Source organism: Pseudomonas sp. NPDC089734, assembly GCF_044748865.1.
GTDB lineage: Bacteria > Pseudomonadota > Gammaproteobacteria > Pseudomonadales > Pseudomonadaceae > Aquipseudomonas.
In genome coordinates this window covers 83,827-103,174 of sequence record NZ_JBIVGV010000006.1, presented here as the reverse complement: position 1 = coordinate 103,174, position 19,348 = coordinate 83,827, and the positions used below count along the sequence as shown (strand labels likewise).

The 19,348-nt window shown below is 60.3% G+C and carries 17 protein-coding genes; 8 read left to right on the top strand and 9 right to left on the bottom strand.

Annotated elements, in window-relative coordinates; genetic code table 11:
* Positions 1 to 57: 57 nt before the first annotated feature.
* From ACIPY9_RS09895 to glgA, 5 genes are read right to left on the bottom strand one after another with little or no spacing between them, the layout of a single operon-like run.
* A complete protein-coding gene (locus ACIPY9_RS09895; protein WP_400699999.1) occupies positions 58 to 399 on the bottom strand; it encodes a DUF2934 domain-containing protein in 342 nt (113 codons plus the stop codon).
* A 17-nt stretch (positions 400 to 416) separates the two neighbouring features.
* The gene (locus ACIPY9_RS09890) at positions 417 to 3,200 is read right to left on the bottom strand and encodes a malto-oligosyltrehalose synthase (RefSeq protein ID WP_400699997.1); all 2,784 of its coding nucleotides are present in this window, start codon (positions 3,198 to 3,200) and stop codon (positions 417 to 419) included.
* Entirely contained in the window at positions 3,197 to 5,275 is a 2,079-nt protein-coding gene (gene malQ, locus ACIPY9_RS09885) for a 4-alpha-glucanotransferase (protein WP_400699995.1), read from the bottom strand. The genes ACIPY9_RS09890 and malQ overlap by 4 nt, the downstream gene beginning before the upstream one ends.
* Positions 5,268 to 7,079, bottom strand: coding sequence for a malto-oligosyltrehalose trehalohydrolase (gene treZ, locus ACIPY9_RS09880; RefSeq protein ID WP_400699993.1), 1,812 nt, complete (start codon positions 7,077 to 7,079; stop codon positions 5,268 to 5,270). Before treZ ends, malQ begins: the two co-directional genes overlap by 8 nt.
* A gap of 17 nt (positions 7,080 to 7,096) precedes the next feature.
* On the bottom strand, positions 7,097 to 8,689 hold the full coding sequence (gene glgA, locus ACIPY9_RS09875; RefSeq protein WP_400699991.1) for a glycogen synthase GlgA: 1,593 nt from the start codon (positions 8,687 to 8,689) through the stop codon (positions 7,097 to 7,099).
* A 600-nt stretch (positions 8,690 to 9,289) separates the two neighbouring features.
* On the opposite strand from glgA, the gene ACIPY9_RS09870 reads away from it, so the two are divergent.
* The gene (locus tag ACIPY9_RS09870; RefSeq protein ID WP_400699989.1) at positions 9,290 to 9,781 is read left to right on the top strand and encodes a GNAT family N-acetyltransferase; all 492 of its coding nucleotides are present in this window, start codon (positions 9,290 to 9,292) and stop codon (positions 9,779 to 9,781) included.
* Positions 9,782 to 9,852: 71 nt separating this feature from the next.
* Here ACIPY9_RS09870 and ACIPY9_RS09865 read toward each other — a convergent pair whose 3' ends face one another.
* A complete protein-coding gene (locus tag ACIPY9_RS09865) occupies positions 9,853 to 10,026 on the bottom strand; it encodes a DUF6026 family protein (RefSeq protein WP_400699987.1) in 174 nt (57 codons plus the stop codon).
* Positions 10,027 to 10,342: 316 nt separating this feature from the next.
* Here ACIPY9_RS09865 and gnd point away from each other — a divergent pair, with 316 nt between their 5' ends.
* From gnd to ACIPY9_RS09845, 4 genes are read left to right on the top strand one after another with little or no spacing between them, the layout of a single operon-like run.
* Positions 10,343 to 11,317: a phosphogluconate dehydrogenase (NAD(+)-dependent, decarboxylating) gene (gene gnd, locus ACIPY9_RS09860; RefSeq protein WP_400699985.1), complete on the top strand. Its 975-nt coding sequence runs from the start codon at positions 10,343 to 10,345 to the stop codon at positions 11,315 to 11,317.
* Positions 11,317 to 12,849 carry a glucose-6-phosphate dehydrogenase gene (zwf, locus tag ACIPY9_RS09855; RefSeq protein WP_400699984.1) on the top strand — a complete coding sequence of 511 codons (1,533 nt, stop codon included), beginning with the start codon at positions 11,317 to 11,319 and terminating at the stop codon, positions 12,847 to 12,849. The genes gnd and zwf overlap by 1 nt, the downstream gene beginning before the upstream one ends.
* Entirely contained in the window at positions 12,842 to 13,660 is an 819-nt protein-coding gene (locus ACIPY9_RS09850; protein ID WP_400699983.1) for an HAD family hydrolase, read from the top strand. The genes zwf and ACIPY9_RS09850 overlap by 8 nt, the downstream gene beginning before the upstream one ends.
* Before the next feature lie 50 nt (positions 13,661 to 13,710).
* The gene (locus ACIPY9_RS09845; RefSeq protein WP_400699982.1) at positions 13,711 to 15,531 is read left to right on the top strand and encodes a glycoside hydrolase family 15 protein; all 1,821 of its coding nucleotides are present in this window, start codon (positions 13,711 to 13,713) and stop codon (positions 15,529 to 15,531) included.
* Between the two features lie 27 nt (positions 15,532 to 15,558).
* Here the strand turns inward: ACIPY9_RS09845 and ACIPY9_RS09840 are convergent, their stop codons facing one another.
* Both ACIPY9_RS09840 and ACIPY9_RS09835 read right to left on the bottom strand, forming a co-directional pair.
* Positions 15,559 to 15,738, bottom strand: coding sequence for a hypothetical protein (locus ACIPY9_RS09840; RefSeq protein ID WP_400699981.1), 180 nt, complete (start codon positions 15,736 to 15,738; stop codon positions 15,559 to 15,561).
* Positions 15,739 to 15,754: 16 nt separating this feature from the next.
* Positions 15,755 to 16,060 carry a DUF1883 domain-containing protein gene (locus ACIPY9_RS09835; protein WP_400699980.1) on the bottom strand — a complete coding sequence of 102 codons (306 nt, stop codon included), beginning with the start codon at positions 16,058 to 16,060 and terminating at the stop codon, positions 15,755 to 15,757.
* A gap of 170 nt (positions 16,061 to 16,230) precedes the next feature.
* On the opposite strand from ACIPY9_RS09835, the gene ACIPY9_RS09830 reads away from it, so the two are divergent.
* Positions 16,231 to 16,581 (top strand): hypothetical protein, encoded by a 351-nt coding sequence (locus tag ACIPY9_RS09830; protein ID WP_400699979.1) that lies wholly within the window; start codon positions 16,231 to 16,233, stop codon positions 16,579 to 16,581.
* Positions 16,582 to 16,590: 9 nt separating this feature from the next.
* Here ACIPY9_RS09830 and ACIPY9_RS09825 read toward each other — a convergent pair whose 3' ends face one another.
* A complete protein-coding gene (locus tag ACIPY9_RS09825; protein ID WP_400699978.1) occupies positions 16,591 to 16,872 on the bottom strand; it encodes a hypothetical protein in 282 nt (93 codons plus the stop codon).
* A gap of 185 nt (positions 16,873 to 17,057) precedes the next feature.
* Between ACIPY9_RS09825 and ACIPY9_RS09820 the strand changes: the two genes are divergently transcribed.
* Both ACIPY9_RS09820 and galU read left to right on the top strand, forming a co-directional pair.
* Positions 17,058 to 18,419, top strand: a complete 1,362-nt coding sequence (locus ACIPY9_RS09820) for a UDP-glucose dehydrogenase family protein (RefSeq protein WP_400699977.1) — start codon at positions 17,058 to 17,060, stop codon at positions 18,417 to 18,419.
* A 44-nt stretch (positions 18,420 to 18,463) separates the two neighbouring features.
* Positions 18,464 to 19,303, top strand: coding sequence for a UTP--glucose-1-phosphate uridylyltransferase GalU (galU, locus tag ACIPY9_RS09815; protein ID WP_117180864.1), 840 nt, complete (start codon positions 18,464 to 18,466; stop codon positions 19,301 to 19,303).
* Positions 19,304 to 19,348: the final 45 nt, after the last annotated feature.

Here is a 19,348-nt window from a genome sequence, read left to right as displayed (position 1 = left end):
GCGCGCGTGTCTGGCGCGGTGCCTGCGGCAGTAAGCAAGTAACAGGCTTTTGCTGTTTCAGGTTGCCGATGGCTTTCGTGGTTTCTTCGCCGCAGGCTTGGGCGGTTGTTCTGCCTGGGTGGACGCCGCAGGGGGCTTGGGTTTCGGCGCTGCCTTGGGTTTGGCTGCCGGGGCTGCCTTTACGGCCGGTTTCGGCGAGGCGGTCTTGGGGGCCGCATCGACCTTGGGCAGCTTGGGTTTGTTGGCCTTGCTGGCGATGGTCTTGTCCGGGGCCAGTGCTTCGGCCTCTGCCAGTTTACGGGCCATTTCCCAATGGCGCTTTTCCTGTCCGGCGGGCTTTCCTTCCGATTCCCATATCTGATAAGCAAATTCGCGAATTCTTTTTTCGTCGGCACTCATCTCGACACTCCCAGGTATTACATAGTTTGAATAAGCAGGTTCACAGAAAATTCCTTGAGCGCTGAACGGAGCTGTATTTCCCTGTCATTTATAACTACGACGTCAGAAAAGAGGCCCTTCCATTCTGGATATGAATCAGCGAACGGTAGAATGATTCGTGTATCACCCCAATTGGCAGCAGTAATGAATGGAGTTTGCGCAGTGCCCAATAGTTCACTGCTTGTGCGTGGTACAACAACGATGGCGCGCTCGCCCTCCCATACACGAGCGAAAGCCACGACATGCTCTGCATGACTGCCAGCCACCTGCAGGGGCAGGTATTCCCCCTGGCTGAACAGTGTTGAATGTCTGGCGCGCAGGTTCAGTACCTGCGCTATCAGCGCTTGCTTGACCCGGCCGTCCTGCCAGTGGTTCAGCAGCCCGGCCATGTCCCCGGCTTCAGCCAGTGCCTGTCGGCGTGCGGCGTAATCCACCGGACGGCGGTTATCCGGGTCCACCAGGCTGAAATCCCAGAATTCGGTGCCTTGATACAGATCGGGTACGCCCGGCACGGTCAGACGGAGCAGGGTCTGTGCCAGGCTGTTGAGGGCACCCGCCGTGGCAATGCGATTGGCGGTCGCTCCCAGTGACTGACGCAGGGCCAGGGCTTCGGGAGCGAGCAACAGGTTCTGGAGAAAGTCCCGGCAAGCGCCTTCATACGCACTGTTGGGCGCGCTCCAGCTGCTTTGCAGCTTGGCTTCACGCAGGGCTTTTTCCTGCCATTGCACCATGCGTTGGGCATAGGCTTCGTATTCCTGCCCGCTTTCCATCTCCAGTGGCCAGCTTCCCAGCAGCGCTTGATAGAGCATCAGCTCATCGCCTGCACTGATGATGGGCTCTTCGCCCTTGAGCGGGATCGCCAGCTGTCGCCAGCGTTCGACCTGCTCAACGTACCAGCCCGCACATTCACTGAGCACGGCCAGACGTGCGCGAGTGTCTTCGCCGCGTTTATGGTCGTGGGTCGCCGTTGCCAGCAGATTGTCCGGAAATTTCTCGTGACGTTGTTGGCAGGCTTGATGGAAGGCTTCCACCGGCGCGCTGAAGTGTTGCGGGTCAAAGCCCACGTCATTGCGCGACAACAGCACGGCCGAGCGGTAGAAGGCGGTGTCTTCTACGGACTTGGCAGCCACGGGGGAGGTCAGTTGCTGAAAGCGTGTGCAGACGGTTCGGTGCAGAGTGCGCAAGTGTCCGCGGGGTCGCTTTCGCCACGGTTCGCCACCGAGCCAGCGTTGCAGGTAGTCCAGAACCGGCCAGTCACCTTCGTTCAGGGTCGAGCGTGCGCCCTGCATGGCCTGCCGGAAAAAATGCTCGTCCTGTTCCGAGCGCCCGCAGACGCTGATGTAGGTGCGATAAATGGGGAAGTTCACCACCAGGGCCAGCAATGCGCGGCGTATGGCGCCCAGGGTCAGGTCGCGGCTCATCAGGTCGCTGCGCGCCACTTGCAACAAGGTCTGGGCCACATTCTCGAAATCGCCTGCAAGGCTGCCGTGCAGGACCAGATCGCGGGCTTGCAGGACTTCCTGGGTAAAGTCCGCGGTGCGTTCGGTCTGCTGGCTCCAGAGATCGGCCAGGGGGGGCTGGCCCCTGGGATCGTGTTGCAGCAGGGACACCTGGTTCATGAATTCGTAACCGGTGGTGCCGTCCACGCTCCAGTCATCGCGCAATGGCTCGTCGGGGCCCAGAATCTTTTCGACGAAGATCGGCAGGTGGTCGAGCGCCGCATGGGGCGGGCGCTGGCTCAGCAAGCCTTGCACCCGGCGGCGCAGCTTGCGGCAGTAGCCACGCGGGTCGGCCAGGCCGTCGATATGATCGATGCGCAGGCCGTCGACCAGGCCTTCGGCGATCAGCTGGAAAATCTTGCCGTGGGTGGCCTCGAAGACCACCGGCTGCTCGACCCGCAGGCCACCCAGCTCATTGATGTCGAAGAAGCGCCGCCAGTTGATGTCGTCGCCTGCGGTACGCCAGCTGGCCAGCCGATAATGCTGACGCTCCAGCAAATGATGCAATCGCTCGAAACCTTCGGGCTGGCGCGAGTCGAACTGCGCAATGCCCTGTTCGATGGCGTGCAGGATTTCCGGCGTCCTGGCCAGTTCTGCCAGCTCGGCCTTGGCCTGACGGGCACGCTCATAGGCCTGGGGATATTGATTGAGTGCAGAAAAACGCTGGCCCAGCTCGGTCAGTTGCGGGTGGGCGCAGGCATGCAGCAGAGGGCCGTATGTCGTGGGGTTGATGGGGAAGTGATGCTGGTAGTGCTCGATATGGAATGCGCCATGTTGTGCATCGAAGCACAACGGGATCTCACCGGCCTGCAACATCGCCCCGTAGTCGCTGCTCAGGAACGGCAGCAGCAACTGGCCTTCGAGCAACGGGTCGGGCGAATTCCACTGGATGTCGAAGAAGTTCGCATAAGGGCTGCCGCGCCCCCATTCCAGAAGGTCCAGCCACCAGGGATTGTCCGAGCCGCCGACGGCCATGTGGTTGGACACGATGTCGAGGATCAGCCCCATGCCGTTGGCGCGCAGGGCTTGCACCAGACGGCGCAACGCCGGTTCGCCGCCCAGTTGGGGATTGATGAGGGTCGGGTCGACGACGTCATAGCCGTGCATGGAGTCGGCGCGGGCCTTGAGCAGCGGCGATGCATAGAGGTGGCTGATGCCCAGGCTGGCGAAGTAGGGGACCAGCGGGACGGCATCGTCGAGGGTGAAGTCCTTGTGGAATTGCAGGCGCTGGGTGGCCCGCAGTGGTCCTGCATGGATCGTCATCGGTCACGCTCCGCAGCCTGCAGCCGGGATTGGGACAGCAGCTCCAGTCGTCGTGCAGCGTCTTCATGGTCGAGTAGCGAGGCGCTGTCGCCGGGCAGGCGACGCCGCCAGTTGGGGTGGCTGTCGATGGTGCCGGGCAGGTTGGCCTGCTCATGGACGCCCAGGGCATCTTCCAGGGGCAACAGGACCAGCGGTGCCCGGGTGTGGCCCAGATAACGGATGCAGGCATCGATGATCCGGGTGAAGTCATCGGTGTCGGCGGGCAGGTTGTCGTTGTTCTGGCTCAAGGCCCGGCGCAGGCCATCGTATTCACGGGCGCGCTCTTCGCGCCAATGGCGCTCGCTTTGTTCGTCGAGATGGCCCAGGCGTGCGTTCCACTCGATGTCCAGTTCGCTCAGCCAGCCGGTCAGCGTCGGCAGGTCGTGGGTGCTGGTGGTGGCCAGGGCTTCGCTGGACCAGTCCAGGATAGGTTTGAAGTGCCCGTTGTGCTGCTCGAACAGCAGAACGCGCATCCCGAGAATCGCCCGGGCCGACAGCTTGTCATGCAGGCCTTCGGGAACGGTGCCCAGGTCCTCGCCCAGCACGATTGCCTTGTGACGCCAGGACTCCAGGCTCAGCAGGCGCAGCATGTCGTCCAGAGGGTAGTTGAGGTAGGCCCCTTCGCTGGGGGGCGACCCCAGAGGAACGACCCAGAGGCGTTGCAGGCCCATGACATGGTCGATGCGCAGGCCGCCGGCATGGGCGAAATTGGCCCGCAGCATCTCGATGAAAGCCCGGAAGCCATTGCGTTTCAAACCTTCGGGAGAAAAGGCCGAGATGCCCCAGCTTTGCCCGGCGCGGTTGAGGATGTCCGGCGGTGCGCCGACGGTGAGGGCCGACAGCAACTCGTCCTGTCGACTCCAGGCCTGGCTGCCGGCACCGTCTGCGCCCACCGCAAGGTCGGCGATCAGGCCGACGCTCATGCCACTGCTGCGGGCGGCGATCTGGGCACGCTCCAGGCTGCGCGCAATCAGCCATTGGGCAAAGGCATGAAAGCCGATCTGCGGGCCGTGGGCTGCGGCGAACAGGGCAATCGCATCGCTGCGAGGGTTTTTCAGTTCGTCCGGCCAGTCATGCCAATTGTCGCTGATGCCCATGTTCGGGCATTCGGCGCGCAAGGCCTCGAAGCGACAATGATTTTCAAGCGCTTCGCCGCCACTGTGGCGGAAGCTGTTGAAGTCCTCGAACAGCGGATGAGCGCCGGAGCTGAACGATTCGTACAGCGTGTGGAAGGCTTTCCACTTGGCGCTGGCCGCCGCAGGCCAGTCGATCAGGGGAAGGTCTTCCAGGCGTTTGAGTTCATCGCCCACACCGGCCTCTTCAATGGCCTGACGCCAGGCGCGCTCGCCCAGGATCATGCCCGGTGAGGCGTAAAGGCTGTTGAGAAACAGGCGGCTTGAGGGGGAGTAGGGGCTGTAGCGGTGCGGGTCGCTGGCAAACATGGCGTGTATGGGGCTGATTGCCAGAGCATCGGCGCCTCGCTCGCCAGCCGAACGCACCAGGGTTTCCAGCGCCTGGGTATCGCCGAATCCGCCGTCGCCTTCGCGACGCAGGCCATACAGCTGCACGGTCAGGCCCCAGGCACGCGGGGTGTGGGCATCGGTGGCCATGGCCATGCTGAAACAGGTTTTGGGGGCGACAGCAATGGTCAGGTGCTGGCCGGCGATATCCAGCTGTTGATAGCCGATGTTCGCCAGGGCGGGCAGTTCGGCATTGCCGGTCAGTCGGGCGGCCAGTCGCGAGCCATCCTCCATGTGCAGGACAAAGGGGGTTTCAGGCTCGAACCATGTCGACAGGTCCAGGTTGCTGCCATGATCGACCGTCAGCAGTGGCGGGGCGCTGGCACCGTGCAGGGCGTTCTGCAACTGTTGCAGGCTGGCATCGATGGCTTCGCTGCTGTCTGTCCGATGGCCGAGTGCTTCGAGCACCTTGCGCAGCACCTGGTCACTGACGACCTGCGGACGACCATTGGCATCGACCCAATGCACCGAAATGCCAGCTTCGCTGGCCAGTCTCTCCAATTGCTCATTACTCATCCCGTTTCTCCAGAACATCACTTGCTGCCAGGCTGACAATGGCCGAGTAAGGATTGAGGGTGCCTTGCCTGGAAAGTTCTGCCGAATGTGGCAGGCTGGCGAATAGAAGCGTAGCGCCATCCCATCGCGGCGCCACTACCGGATGCCCGCTGATATTGAGGTCGATGCGCAGAACGGAGTTGTCTCCCATGAGCCAGCGAGCGCTGATGGCCCCCTGGCCCAGCACTTCACAGCCCAGAGCGCGACTGCCCGGCAGACGCGGAACGATCTTGTCATGGCGGATATCCAGCAACTGCCGATAGAGAGCGAGCCAGTTACGGTGGTCGTTGCCCTTGTCGGTTTCCAGTTCCAGTGCATCCAGGGCCGGGCGCGAGTCGGCGAAGGTCTGAGGGTCGTTGGGATCGGGGATGTGCTCACGGCGCTCGGGGTCGGCAAAGGCCGCGAAGTCGGCAAATTCGTTGCGTCGTCCTTCGCGCACCGCGTCGGCCAGTTCACCGTGGTGGCTGGTAAAGAACAGGAAGGGCTCGCTCGCTGCCCATTCATCACCCATGAACATCAGGGGGATCATGGGGCATAGCAAGAGCAGAGCCGTTGCCGCCTTGAGGGCCGGGGCCGGGCAAAGCTGTGACAGGCGCTCACCCAGGGCGCGGTTGCCGATCTGATCGTGATTCTGCAGAAACAGGACGAAGGCACCGGGTGCGAGGTGACCGCTGGGCTCACCCCGACAATGCCCGTGCCGGGTCGCCTCACCCTGATAGACAAAACCTTCGCTCAGCAGGCGGGCCAGCTTTTGCGTCGGCTCCTGGGCGAAATCCGAATAGTAGGCATCGGTTTCGCCGGTCAACAGCACATGCAGGGTATTGTGGCCGTCATCGTTCCACTGGGCATCGAAGCCTTGCTCCAGCAGGCTGGCCTGATTGAATTCGTTTTCCAGGGTCAGCCAGACATGCCGCTCCCTGTCGATGCGTTGCCGCACCCGCCGGGCAAACTCCGGAAGAAAGGTGTCATCGTTGATGGCGTGTACCGCATCCAGACGCAGACCGTCGAAGCGGTAGTCCTGCAGCCACATCAGGGCGTTGTCGATGAAGTAGTCACGCACTTGTGGACGTCGGAAATCGATGGCATCGCCCCAGGGCGTTTTCACATCGCTGCGAAAGAAGTCCTTGGCGTAGCAGCCCAGGTAGTTACCGTCTGGCCCGAAATGGTTGTAGACGACATCCAGAATCACCATCAACCCATGGCCGTGGGCCGTATCGATCAGGTGCTTGAGTTGTTCCGGTGTGCCATAGGAGGACTGCGGCGCATAGGGCAGCACGCCGTCATACCCCCAGTTGCGATCACCGGGGAATTGAGCCAGTGGCATCAGTTCTATGGCCGTGACACCCAGCCTTGCAAGGCGTGGAAGGTATTTCTCCATGGCGGCATAACCGCCCAGCACGCCCACATGCAGTTCCTGGATCACGGCCTCATGCCAGGGACGGCCCTGCCATTGATCGTGCTGCCACTGATAGGCCCCATGATCGATCACGATGCTGTGCGAATGCACGCCATCGGCCTGTGCACGGGAAGCGGGGTCTGGAACTTCCAGACCCTTGTCGATCCTGTAACGGTAACGAGTGCCCGCCTTGCAGCGGGCTTCGAGCACGAACCAGCCATCGGGCCTGGCCGACATGGCCAGTGACTGGCCATTTTCCAGTTCGACGCTTACGTGGCCGGCATCGGGTGCCCAGATCGAAAACCGCGTGTGTTCAGGGTCTAACAGAACGGCGCCGTGGCACCTGTTATCGTCTGTACGCAAAGGCATCCAGTGGCCCCTTCTCCTCAGTAGTAAGCCGCAGCCGCCGTATTCTTCTTCAACAGGTCCTGATAAAGCTCGGCATAGGGTTCGACAGCCTGCTGCCAGTTGAATGGCGCGGCCATGGCACGGCAGCGCATGGCGTTGAGCAGCTCCGGATTGGCGAATACCTTGAATGAGCGATTCAGGGCTTCGGTGTAGCTTTCTATGGTGGAGTCGTTGAAGAGGAAACCGGTGACGCCATCTTCAATCGTGTCGGCGAGACCGCCGGTATTGCGGGCAACCGGCAGAGAACCAAAGCGTTGGGCGTACATCTGGCTCAAGCCGCATGGCTCGTAGCGAGAGGGCATCAACAGGAAGTCGCTGCCGGCAAACATGCGGCGGGCATCGGTTTCATTGAAGCCGATACGCACCCCGATGCGTCCGGGAAAACGGCTGGCCAATGCGCGCATGGCGTCTTCTTCTTCCGGTTCGCCGCGCCCGATGATTGCGATCTGTCCGCCCTGATTGACGATGTGTTCGGCCACACCGATGGTCAGGTCCAGTCCCTTCTGGTACACCAGTCGCGAAACCACGGCGAACAGGGGGCCGGTCGAGGGATCAAGCTCGAACAGCTCGCGAACGTAATCGGCGTTGATTTCCTTGCGCAGCCATTCATTGGGCGCGAAGTGACAGATCAGGTGCTCATCGGTGGTGGCATCCCAGCTGGCGTCGATGCCGTTGGGGATTCCGCTGAGCTGGCCCTTGTCGGCCTTGCTTTGCAGGAAGCCTTCCAGGCCGCAGCCAAAGGCCGGGGTCGTGATTTCCCTGGCATAGGTCGCGCTGACGGTCGTGATGTGGCTGGCATAGGCCATGCCGGCCTTGATGAAGGACAGCTTGCCGTAGAACTCCATGCCATTGCTGCTCAAGGCTTCGTCGGGGATGCCCAGCTCGCGGCTTGAAGCGGTGCTGACCGTGCCCTGGTAGGCCAGGTTGTGAATGGTGAAAATGCTGGGTGTGTTCTGTCCGCGCCAGCGCATGTAGGCCGGGGCCAGGCCTGCCGGCCAGTCGTGTGCATGGACCAGCTCCGGGCACCACTGGCTTTTGACGGCACCGGCCGCGAAATCTGCAGCTGCCAGCCCCAGGCGGGCGAAGCGGATATGGTTGTCGGACCAGTCGCGGCCGTTGTTGTCGCCATAAGGCGTGCCTTCACGCTCGTAGAGCTCCGGGCAGATCAGGACGTAGATGACCAGCCCGTCCTTCATGTCCATGCGCCCGATCTTGCACGATGGCAAGGCGGCATAGCCCCCCAGTTCACTGATGACGTGGATCGGGTTGCCGCTATTGAACACTTGCGGATAACCGGGGATCAGCACGCGAACGTCATGCAGATGGCGCATGGCGCGTGGCAGTGCCGCCGATACGTCGCCCAGCCCGCCGGTTTTCACCAGGTCGGCCAGTTCCGAGGTCACGAACAGCACCTTGCGTCTGTTGACCTGGGAAAGAGTGGGTTGTGACGTTGAGGTGGGCAGTTGCAGCAGTGGAACAGTAGGACCCGCTAATGACGACAGATGAGTCAGCTCGTTGGCCAGCTGATTAAAACTCTCTCCCTTCTGGGTTTTGACCGCGGCGCTAATCATCGTTTTCTCCCATTCAACACAGTGTTGGTGCAGCACTTGACGTTGTTATTGGCCATTTCCTATGGCTGACGACACAAGCACTACGCAAGATCAGTACCCGTTTATGATTTACGCAGTGATAGATCGGACGGATGAGTCCAATGCCAATGGTCAGCCCATAGCATAGGCGCTCTATGGAGATGACCCACCCGTTTTGGAGAAGTTTCGACTTTTTTACGGGGAAATGTCTGGCATGGGCGTTCGCGACAAATTGCTGATGGCCTTATGAGCCTGAAGATATAAGGGTGCGTTTTTTTGGTGCGTCTGGCAGGCAGGAAAAAGAGGAGGGTGACCGGTCGTCGGATTGTTCGATGAGCGGTCATCGGCTCAGGAAAACGGGAAGAAAAATGCAATGGTTTTGCGCATTTTCACGACGAAGAAAGAGCTGTATGCCTCTTCCGAGGGCGAGGGGCGTTCTATCGTTGGGCGGCGGTAGAAATTTCCTACGTGACCGCTGGAACATTTTGGACCAAGGCGCGATAGAATCGAACGCCTTTGGCTTGCCTGTCTGCGTGCTTGCCTTATGGAATCACACTGTGTCGACGTATAAAGAGGTTGGAAATGGAAGCCCCAGAGGTGCTGGTACTGCAAGCGAGCTACACCAATCCGGTCCATGCCGATGCGATTGGGTTCGTCTTGAATCACTATGCCGAAGATGTGATGGGGGGTGGTGAATCGTTATCGGTCGATACTCGTCAGCAGCTCGCCATCGAACTGGCCAAGCGTCCCCATGCTTTCAGCGTACTGGCGTTCATTGCCGGTGAGCCTGTCGGGCTGGTTAACTGCTTTGAAGGTTTCTCGACCTTTGCCTGTCGCCCACTGGTCAACATTCATGACGTGGTGGTTCTGTCCGACTACCGTGGCCTGGGTATCTGTCAGAAAATGCTGACCAAGGTCGAGGAAATAGCCCGTCAACGAGGTTGCTGCAAGCTGACACTGGAAGTGCTCGAAGGCAACGAGGCTGCGCAGGGCGTTTATAGAAAGCAGGGCTTCGACGGCTATCAGTTGAACCCTGACATGGGCCGTGCGATGTTCTGGCAAAAAACGCTTTAAGGGAGACTTGCTGCGGGCAAGCCGGAGATCTGGCTTGCCACTGGGCGGGGAAGTACGGGGATGCGAGCCTGTCAGGCTTGCAGGGCTGTGCCGGGAGCGGCCAGCTGGGCTTGTTGCAGGAGCAGGCTCAAGTGAGCGACCTTGTTCTGCAACTGCTCACGCTCTTCTTTCAGGGCGCGCAGTTCGTCGCGACGGATAGTGACGTACAGGGTTTGTGGTGCAAGTGCTGGTAGTACAGTGCCCATTGCTCACCTCGCAAATGGCGGATTCAACCTCAGAAAGGCCCTTGGCAATGACTATCGATCCCCGACTCGCCGCTGCTTGCCTCTCTATCGGCACCGATTTTGAATTCTTTTGCCCGGAAATGGAACTTTTTTATTTTTAATTGTCGCGAACCGTTCCCGTTAGCGACAAAATGCACGACAACGGCGGTCTGAGTGCTGCCTCCCCTTCATTGGGGAACCGATGTCTGACCTTTCTTGACTAACCTGCATGTGTCACTGGATCGCGTGCCGGATCAAGAAAGTGAGGCAACTTTTTACAGATGAGGAGCACCTTTTAATGCAACTTGGGATTGTTGGGCTGGGCCGCATGGGCGGCAACATCGCACGGCGATTGATGCTTGATGGCCATACCACTGTGGTCTATGACCGCGACGAAGCATCGCGCACTGCCCTGGCCAACGAAGGTTCGACGGCAGCCGATGACCTCGCGTCACTGGTGGCTGCACTCGAAAAACCACGTGCTGTCTGGGTCATGCTCCCGGCCGGGGCTCCGACCGAAGAAACCATTCAGGCGCTGAGCCAGTTGCTGGAAGCCGACGATGTCATCATCGACGGCGGCAACACCTTCTACAAGGACGACATCCGTCGTGCCCAGGAGCTGACTGAAAAAGGTCTGCACTACGTCGACGTCGGCACTTCCGGCGGTGTCTGGGGCCTGGAGCGTGGTTACTGCATGATGATCGGCGGCGAAAGCGCCATCGTCGAACGCCTGGACCCGTTGTTCGCCACCCTGGCCCCGGGCTATGGTTCGATCGAACGCACCCGTGATCGCAAGTCTGACGATGACCGCGCCGAGCGTGGCTATATCCACTCAGGCCCGGCCGGTTCGGGGCATTTCGTGAAAATGATCCATAACGGCATCGAGTACGGAATGATGCAGGCCTTCGCCGAAGGCTTCGATCTGCTCAAGCAGAAGAACTCCGAGCATTTGCCGCCCGAGCAGCGCTTCGACCTCAACACTGCCGATATCGCCGAAGTCTGGCGTCGCGGCAGCGTGGTGTCGTCCTGGTTGCTGGACCTGACAGCCGATGCGCTGGCCAAGGACCCGCAACTGGATGCGTTCTCCGGTTCCGTGGCTGACAGTGGCGAGGGTCGCTGGACCATCGAGGCTGCCATCGAGCAGGCCGTGCCGGTACCGGTGTTGTCCAGTGCGCTGTTTGCACGTTTCCGTTCGCGTCAGACCAGTTCTTACGCAGACAAGATGCTTTCTGCCATGCGCTTCGGTTTCGGTGGTCACAAGGAACCCAAGTAATGGGTCTGTCACGCGGCAAGGCCGCGCAAAAGGCGGAGGTTGCCCCGGCCACGACACTGTTTCTGTTCGGTGCTCATGGTGACCTTGTAAAGCGCCTGCTGATGCCAGCGCTTTACAACCTGGCGCGTGACGGATTGGTGGATGAAGGGCTGCACATTGTCGGTGTCGATCACAATGCGATCAGTGACACCGACTTTGCAAAAAAGCTCGAGAATTTCATTCGCGACGAGGCCGCCGGCAAGGTGGCCGAAGAGGGTGCGCCAGCGCTGGACCCCGAACTCTGGGGGAAGCTGGCCGGGCGCATCAGCTATGTTCAGGGTGATTTTCTCGATGATTCGACTTATCGGGATATCGCCAGCAAGATCAAGAGCTCCGGCTCTGAAAATGCTGTCTTCTATCTCGCTACGGCACCTCGCTTTTTCAGCGAGGTTGCCACGCGGCTCGGCGCTGCCGGCCTGCTGGCGGAAACCGGGGGCGCTTTTCGGCGTGTCGTGATCGAAAAGCCGTTCGGCTCCGATCTGGCCAGCGCCGTTGAGCTCAATGCCTGCTTGCTCAAGGTGATGGGCGAAAAGCAGATCTATCGCATCGACCATTATCTGGGCAAGGAAACGGTACAGAATATTCTGGTCAGCCGCTTTTCCAATGGCTTGTTCGAGTCTTTCTGGAACAACCATTACATCGATCACATACAGATCACAGCTGCCGAAACCGTGGGTGTCGAAACCCGCGGCAGTTTTTACGAGCACACTGGTGCTCTGCGGGACATGGTTCCCAATCACTTGTTTCAGTTGCTGGCCATGGTTGCCATGGAGCCTCCCGCGGCATTCGGTGCCGATGCGGTACGTGGAGAGAAGGCCAAGGTCATCGGCGCGATTCGTCCATGGAGCCGGGAAGAGGCTCTGGCCAATTCGGTACGCGGCCAGTACACCCAGGGGCGTATGGGTGACCGGGACGTTGTCGGTTATCGCGAAGAGGACCGTGTCGCCGCCGACAGTACGACCGAAACCTATGTGGCGCTCAAGGTCATGGTCGACAACTGGCGCTGGGTCGGTGTGCCGTTCTATCTGCGCACCGGCAAGCGCATGAGTTCGCGTGATACCGAAATCGCCATTTGCTTCAAGCCTGCGCCCTATGCGCAGTTCCGCGATACCGAGGTTGACCGGCTCAAGCCCAACTACCTGCGGATCCAGATCCAGCCGAACGAAGGTGTCTGGTTCGACCTGTTTGCCAAGCGTCCGGGGCCGACCCTGGAAATGGAAGACATCGAGCTGGGGTTCGCCTACAAGGACTTTTTCGAGATGCAACCCTCGACCGGCTACGAAACCCTGATCTACGACTGCCTGACCGGGGATCAGACGCTGTTTCAGCGAGCCGACAATATCGAGAATGGCTGGCGCGCTGTGCAGCCGTTTCTGGATGCCTGGGCCGAAGCGCCCGCCGTGCAGCTGTACAAGGCCGGAGAAGACGGGCCTGCCGCCGCGGTAGACCTGCTGGCCCGCGACGGGCGTGAATGGCGGCAGATCGATGACTGAACGTCCACTGCCTTCCGTTCGCTTCCTGCTGTCCGACATCGATGGCACCTTGTTGCAACCCGATCACAGCCTGAGTCCGGGCACTGTCGAGGCGGTCAGGCGGCTGTGTGAGGCCGGTGTGCATTTCACGCTGGCCAGCAGCCGTCCGCCGAGGGCGATGCGGCACATCATCGAAGCCCTGGCGCTCGACTTGCCCACGGTGGCCTTCAATGGCGGGGCGATCGTCAAGCCTGATGGCAGCCTGCTGGCGGCCTACCGCATCGACCCGCAGGCTGCGCGCATTTGTCTGGAACTGTTTGCCCGTCACGACGTTGCGGTCTGGGTCTTTGCCGACGATCAATGGCTGCTGCTCGACCCCGACAGCGCTTATGTCGCACATGAGAGGCATGCCCTGGGGTATGCGCCGGTGCAGGTCGACAGTTTCGAGCCGTATCTGGACCGCATCGACAAGATCGTGGCGTCCGGCACCGATTTCGGGTTGATCGAGGCTCTGGAGGGGCAGCTTAACCCGTTGATCGAAGGGCTGGCCCAGGGAACACGCTCCCAGGCCTATTACCTCGATGTCACGGCTCTGGCGGCCAACAAGGGCGACGCCCTGGCGACCCTGGCCGACTATCTGGACGTGGCGCTTGTTCATACGGCCGCCATGGGGGATGGCGACAATGATGTTGCGATGTTCCAGCGGGCGGGGTTGTCCATCGCCATGGGGCAGGCCGATGCCAGTGTGCGACGGCAGGCAGACCGGGTGACCGAAAGCAATGTGAAGGACGGCTGGGCGTTGGCTGTCGAGCGTTACATCCTGGCACGTTGAGACCGGCTGCACCCGGCATACAGGTTTACGGTAAGGACGGACATTTTCGGATGGCTGCACTGATTGAAGACTACGCATTGCTGGGTAACTGCCGGACGGCTGCCCTGGTCGGACGGGATGGCTCGCTGGACTGGCTGTGTTTCCCTCGTTTCGACGCGGCGGCCTGTTTCGCGGCATTGCTGGGGGACAGCGACAATGGCCGCTGGAAGATCGCGCCGGAGGGTGAAGTCAAGTCTGTCGAGCGACGTTACCGTGACGGAACCCTGATCCTGGAAACGCTGTTCAAGACTGCCACCGGCAGCGCTTTGCTGATCGACTTCATGCCCATGGGCGGTGGCGATCAGGTCGTGCGGATCGTGGCCGGTCTCGAGGGGCAGGTCCGGTTCGGCATGGATCTGGCCATTCGTTTCGATTACGGCAGTACGGTGCCCTGGGTCGAAAAGAAGGACCCGCATACTCTGGCAGCGGTGGCCGGGCCTGAAATGCTGGTGTTGCGCAGCCCGGTTTCCCTGCGGCCCCATGACCATCACACCGGCAGTGACTTTCAGGTTTCGGCCGGGGAACGCAAGGTGTTCACCCTGGCTTATCAGCCGTCATACGACCCCATACTGCCCGGCGTCGATGCCGAGCAGGCGCTGGAGCAGACGGAAGCCTGGTGGCGCACGTTTTCCGACCGCTGCCCCGATGTCGGTCCCTGGACGGCCCGGGTCAAGCGCTCGCTGATTACCCTCAAGGCCATGACCTACCAGCCCACGGGCGGCATTGTCGCGGCAGTGACGACTTCATTGCCCGAGCAACTGGGCGGTGAGCGTAACTGGGACTACCGCTATTGCTGGTTGCGAGACGCGACCATGACGCTGCTGGCGTTCATGAACCTGGGGTATTTCGAGGAAGCGACACAGTGGCGCGACTGGTTGCTGCGTTCGGTGGCCGGTAATCCCGAGCAGATCCAGATCATGTATGGCCTGGGCGGTGAGCGGCGCTTGATGGAGCATCAGTTGCCCTGGCTGAGCGGTTACGGAGGCTCGCAACCGGTGCGCATCGGCAATGCGGCCTCGACCCAAAGGCAGCTGGATGTCTACGGCGAAGTGGCCGATGCCATGATTCAGGCGCTCAAGGGCGGCATGCCCCGGCATCCCCGCAGCATTGCGATTTCCAAGGTGGTGATGCCTTTTCTGGAGCGTGTCTGGCATTTGCCGGACGCCGGTATCTGGGAGATCCGCTCCGAGCCGCGCCATTTCACCCATTCCAAGGTCATGGCCTGGGTGGCCTTCGACCGTAATGCCACGCAAATGGCCCACGCCGCCGACACGGAAGAGGAGCAGGAGCTGGCGCGGCATTACCGGAGCGTGGCGGACCAGATCCATGCCGATGTCTGTCTCAATGGCTTCAACCCGCAACTGGGCTGTTTTGTGCAGACCTATGGCGCGACCGAGATGGATGCCAGCCTGTTGCAGATCGCCCTGACGGGGTTTCTCCCTGCCAACGATCCCAGGGTCGTGGCGACCGTGGACCGTATCGAGCAGACACTGATGCAGGATGGCCTGTTGCTGCGCTATGACAGCGAGCGCAGTGACGATGGCGTCTCGGGTGAGGAAGGGACCTTTCTGGTGTGCTCGTTCTGGCTGGCGGATGTGTATGTCTTGCAGGGGAGGGAGCAGGAGGCCGAGGCATTGTTCGGCCGGTTATGTGGCCTGTGCAACGACGTGGGGCTGCTGGCCGAGCAGTACGACCCGCGTCACCGGCATATGCTGGGTAATTTCCCCCAGGCATTCAGCCACATTGGCATCATCAATACCGCACTGAACCTGCACCGTGCGGTCTGTCCGGTCAAATCGCGTACTTCAGGAGGCCTTGACGGCTGTCTCTGACAGGCCGTCAGGTGCATCGGGCAAGGCTCAGAGCGCCTTGCTGACTTTCACGTCGGTGATCTGGTCGCCGCTCTGGCCATGCATCTTTTCCAGTTCAGCCCTGGCTTCCTCGACCGAGGCGGACTGCAAGTGGGCGAACTCGAAACGGCGTTCGCCATTGAGTTTGTAGCTGATGGCGTATTTGGTCGTTCTGGCAGGACTGGTCACAGGGACTCCTTGGGCATCAGCTCAGGCGCGAGGCCGAGCGGCGGACGATCTTGATCGAATGAGTGAATTGCGGCTTGCGCACCACTTTGGTGTCTGGCTTGCGCCCGGTTGTATCGATGGTGATGTTCCAGAAGCCCGTGCTGGGGACGGTGATCTTGGCCGGAAACTTGTCGAAAGCACCGCCATGATAAGTGTGGCGTCCACCGTTCTTGAAGCTGCGAAAGTTCGCATCGTTCATCAGGCGGATATTGCACGTTTGCGAGCATTCGATGACGACCAGATCGTCCTCGTTCAAGTGCTCGCGCTGGTGTACGAATTTCATGGGTGTCTCCGAAGTGAGGCTTTTTCTGCAAAATCAAAACGATAGCATGAGGGGCACGCTATTTACCCTTGATTGCATGTTAATTGCCGTCTTTTTCATAAAAAGTGTGCCAGCAGGGATCTAATTGCGGTTGTGCTTGTCGTAGCACCTTTGAATCTGGAGGCGATGCCATGAAACTGGCCCTTGTAGTCCTGGCGCTGGCGTTGACCGGATGCGCAACCGTCGAAGATATCGAGCATTCGCCTGCGACCCTGAACGTGATTTCCGGAAAGAACCCTCAGAAATACGCCGATTGTTTCGTGGGCAAGATAGGCGACAGCCGCGAGCCACCGATTATTGAGCGTCATCACGACGGCTTGCGGCTGATCGTCGCGCAAAAGCTCAACAGCGCCCCGGCGGCGGTCGTCGATGTCGAGAAGCGCTCCGGCGGAAGCACGATCAAGGTCTATGAGCGCCTGTCCAACCTGCCTGTCCGTTTCCGGGATGTGCAGGAATCCGCCGAAGCCTGTATCTCGGGCTGAGTCCGGCGCTTACTTGCAGACCACCAGGACACTGCGGCTCTTGTAGTTGCCGACGTCCAGCCCGAGGGTTTTCTCGCTTTCCGATGGACGTGGCGTGCCATCGGTGCCGACGATTTCATAGCCGGTGCCCGCGCACGAGGCGTCGGCCTTTTCATAGCAACTGGCCCATGACATGGCCTCGCCCGAGCAGTCGATGCTCAAGCCTTGCTTGCCATCCTTCAGGTAGGTATTGGAGGCGGTCGCGCAGCCGGTCAAGCCCAGTACAGCAATAATGGACAGAACTCTGATCATGTTTTTCGCTTCAAGATAAGGCTGGGGGAGTGTGCAATACGAGGGTTGGACTGACGGTGCGTGCCATCGTTCCGCCATGCATTGCATGATAAATCCTCTGTCATGTGTCTGTCGCCATCTCATCACGGGGCTGCAATCGGTTTGCGCTGCAATTGTCGCGAATCCCAGTGGAGGAGGGGCGACACATGCGTCTATGCATCATCGGTGCCGGATACGTAGGGCTGGTAACGGCGGCCTGTTTTGCCGAAATGGGCAATCAGGTGATGTGTGTCGAAACCCGGCTGCCGAAAATGGCCGCCTTGCGGCGAGGAGAATGTCCCATTTACGAGCCGGGCCTGGAGCCCATGCTCAGGGAGCATATGAACAGTGGTTTGCTGGGGTTTACCGCCAGCCTGGAAGAGGGCGTCCGGCAAGCCGAGATCATTTTCATTGCCGTGGGGACGCCCAGCAATGAGGACGGCACAGCGGATCTGTCCCATGTCCTGACGGTCGCGGACCAGTTGGGGCACTGCCTGAGCCGGGCCTGTCTGGTGGTCAACAAGTCGACGGTGCCGGTCGGCACGGCTGAAACCGTGGCCTTGCGAATCAATGGTCATTTGTCTCGTCGAGGGTTGAAGGCGCGCGTCGCGGTGGCCAGCAATCCCGAGTTCCTCAAGGAAGGGGCGGCCATCGAAGACTTCATGAGGCCGGACCGTGTCATCCTGGGGTGCTCGGAGCCGGAGTCCGCCGAGCTGTTGCAGCGCCTGTACGGACCTTTTCTGCGCAATCGCGAGCGTGCGCTGGTCATGGATGTGCGCGCCGCCGAATTCAGCAAATACGCCGCCAATGCGTTTCTGGCGACGAAGATATCCTTTGTCAACGAAATGGCCGGCCTGTGTGCCCATCTCGGTGTGGACATCGAACAGGTGCGTCGCGGCATCGGCAGCGACAAGCGCATCGGCACGCATTTCATCTACGCCGGTTGCGGCTATGGCGGCTCCTGTTTTCCGAAGGATGTACGGGCATTGATTCGCACGGCCGAGCAACAGGGCTTCGAGCCGCAGATACTGCGCGCCGTCCAGCAGCGCAATGCCACGCAGAAGACCTTGCTGTTCCAGGCATTGCATCAACACTTTGGCGGCTACCTGCACGGACGGACGATTGCCTTGTGGGGGTTGGCGTTCAAGCCGGGCACCGATGACATTCGCGAAGCGCCCAGCCTGGTGCTGATCGATGCCTTGCTGGCGGCGGGGGCGAAGATCCAGGCCACGGACCCCGCGGCCATGGGACCGGTGGCCGAATATTATTCCGGCGCGGTGCACAGCGGTCAGCTACGCTTGAGCGAATCGCTGTACAGCTGTGTCGAGAGGGCGGATGCAGTGGTTCTGCTGACCGAATGGAAGCAGTTTCGTCAGCCCGATTTCATCCGGGTGCGCGGTCTGATGCGCATGCCGGTGATGTTCGATGGTCGCAATATCTATGATTTTGCGGAACTATCTGCCCATGGATTCCTCTACCATGGCATCGGACGGCCAGTGGCGGGGCATTGTAAGGTGACCGCCGCCTGATTAGACTGCGCCGCTAACACCCACAGCCCTTACCAAGGACTTTTATGATCAAGAAATGCTTGTTCCCAGCAGCCGGTTACGGTACTCGCTTTTTGCCAGCGACCAAAGCCATGCCCAAGGAAATGCTGCCGGTGGTCAACAAGCCACTGATCCAATACGGTGTGGAAGAAGCGCTCGCCGCTGGTTTGAATGAGATCTCCATCGTTACCGGTCGCGGCAAGCGTGCTCTGGAAGACCATTTCGACATCAGCTACGAGCTGGAACACCAGATCAAGGGTACGGATAAAGAGAAATACCTGGTCGGCATTCGCAAGCTGATCGATGAGTGCAGCTTCTCCTACACTCGCCAGACTGAAATGAAAGGCCTGGGTCACGCGATCCTCAGCGGTCGTCCCCTGATCGGCAAGGAAGCATTTGCCGTGGTGCTGGCGGACGACCTGTGTGTGAACCTGGAAGGCGACGGTGTACTGGCCCAGATGGTCAAGCTGCACAACCACTACGGCTGCTCGATCATCGCGATCCAGGAAGTCGATCCGCAGGAAACCAACAAGTACGGCGTCATTGCCGGTGACGAAATCAAGCCGGGCCTGTTCCGTGTCACCGACATGGTCGAGAAGCCAAAGCCGGAAGACGCGCCATCGAACATGGCGATCATCGGTCGTTACATCCTGACGCCGGACATTTTCGAGAAGATCGAACAGACCGCGCCAGGCAAGGGCGGCGAAATCCAGATCACCGACGCCCTGATGAAACAGGCTGCCGAAGGTAACGTTCTGGCCTACAAGTTCAAGGGCCAGCGTTTCGACTGCGGCGGTGCCGAAGGCTATATCGAAGCGACCAACTTCTGCTTCGAGCATTTCTACAAGACGGGCAAGGCTTACTGATTCACGCTCGTTCATGCTGCAGGACAAGGCCACCTTCGGGTGGCT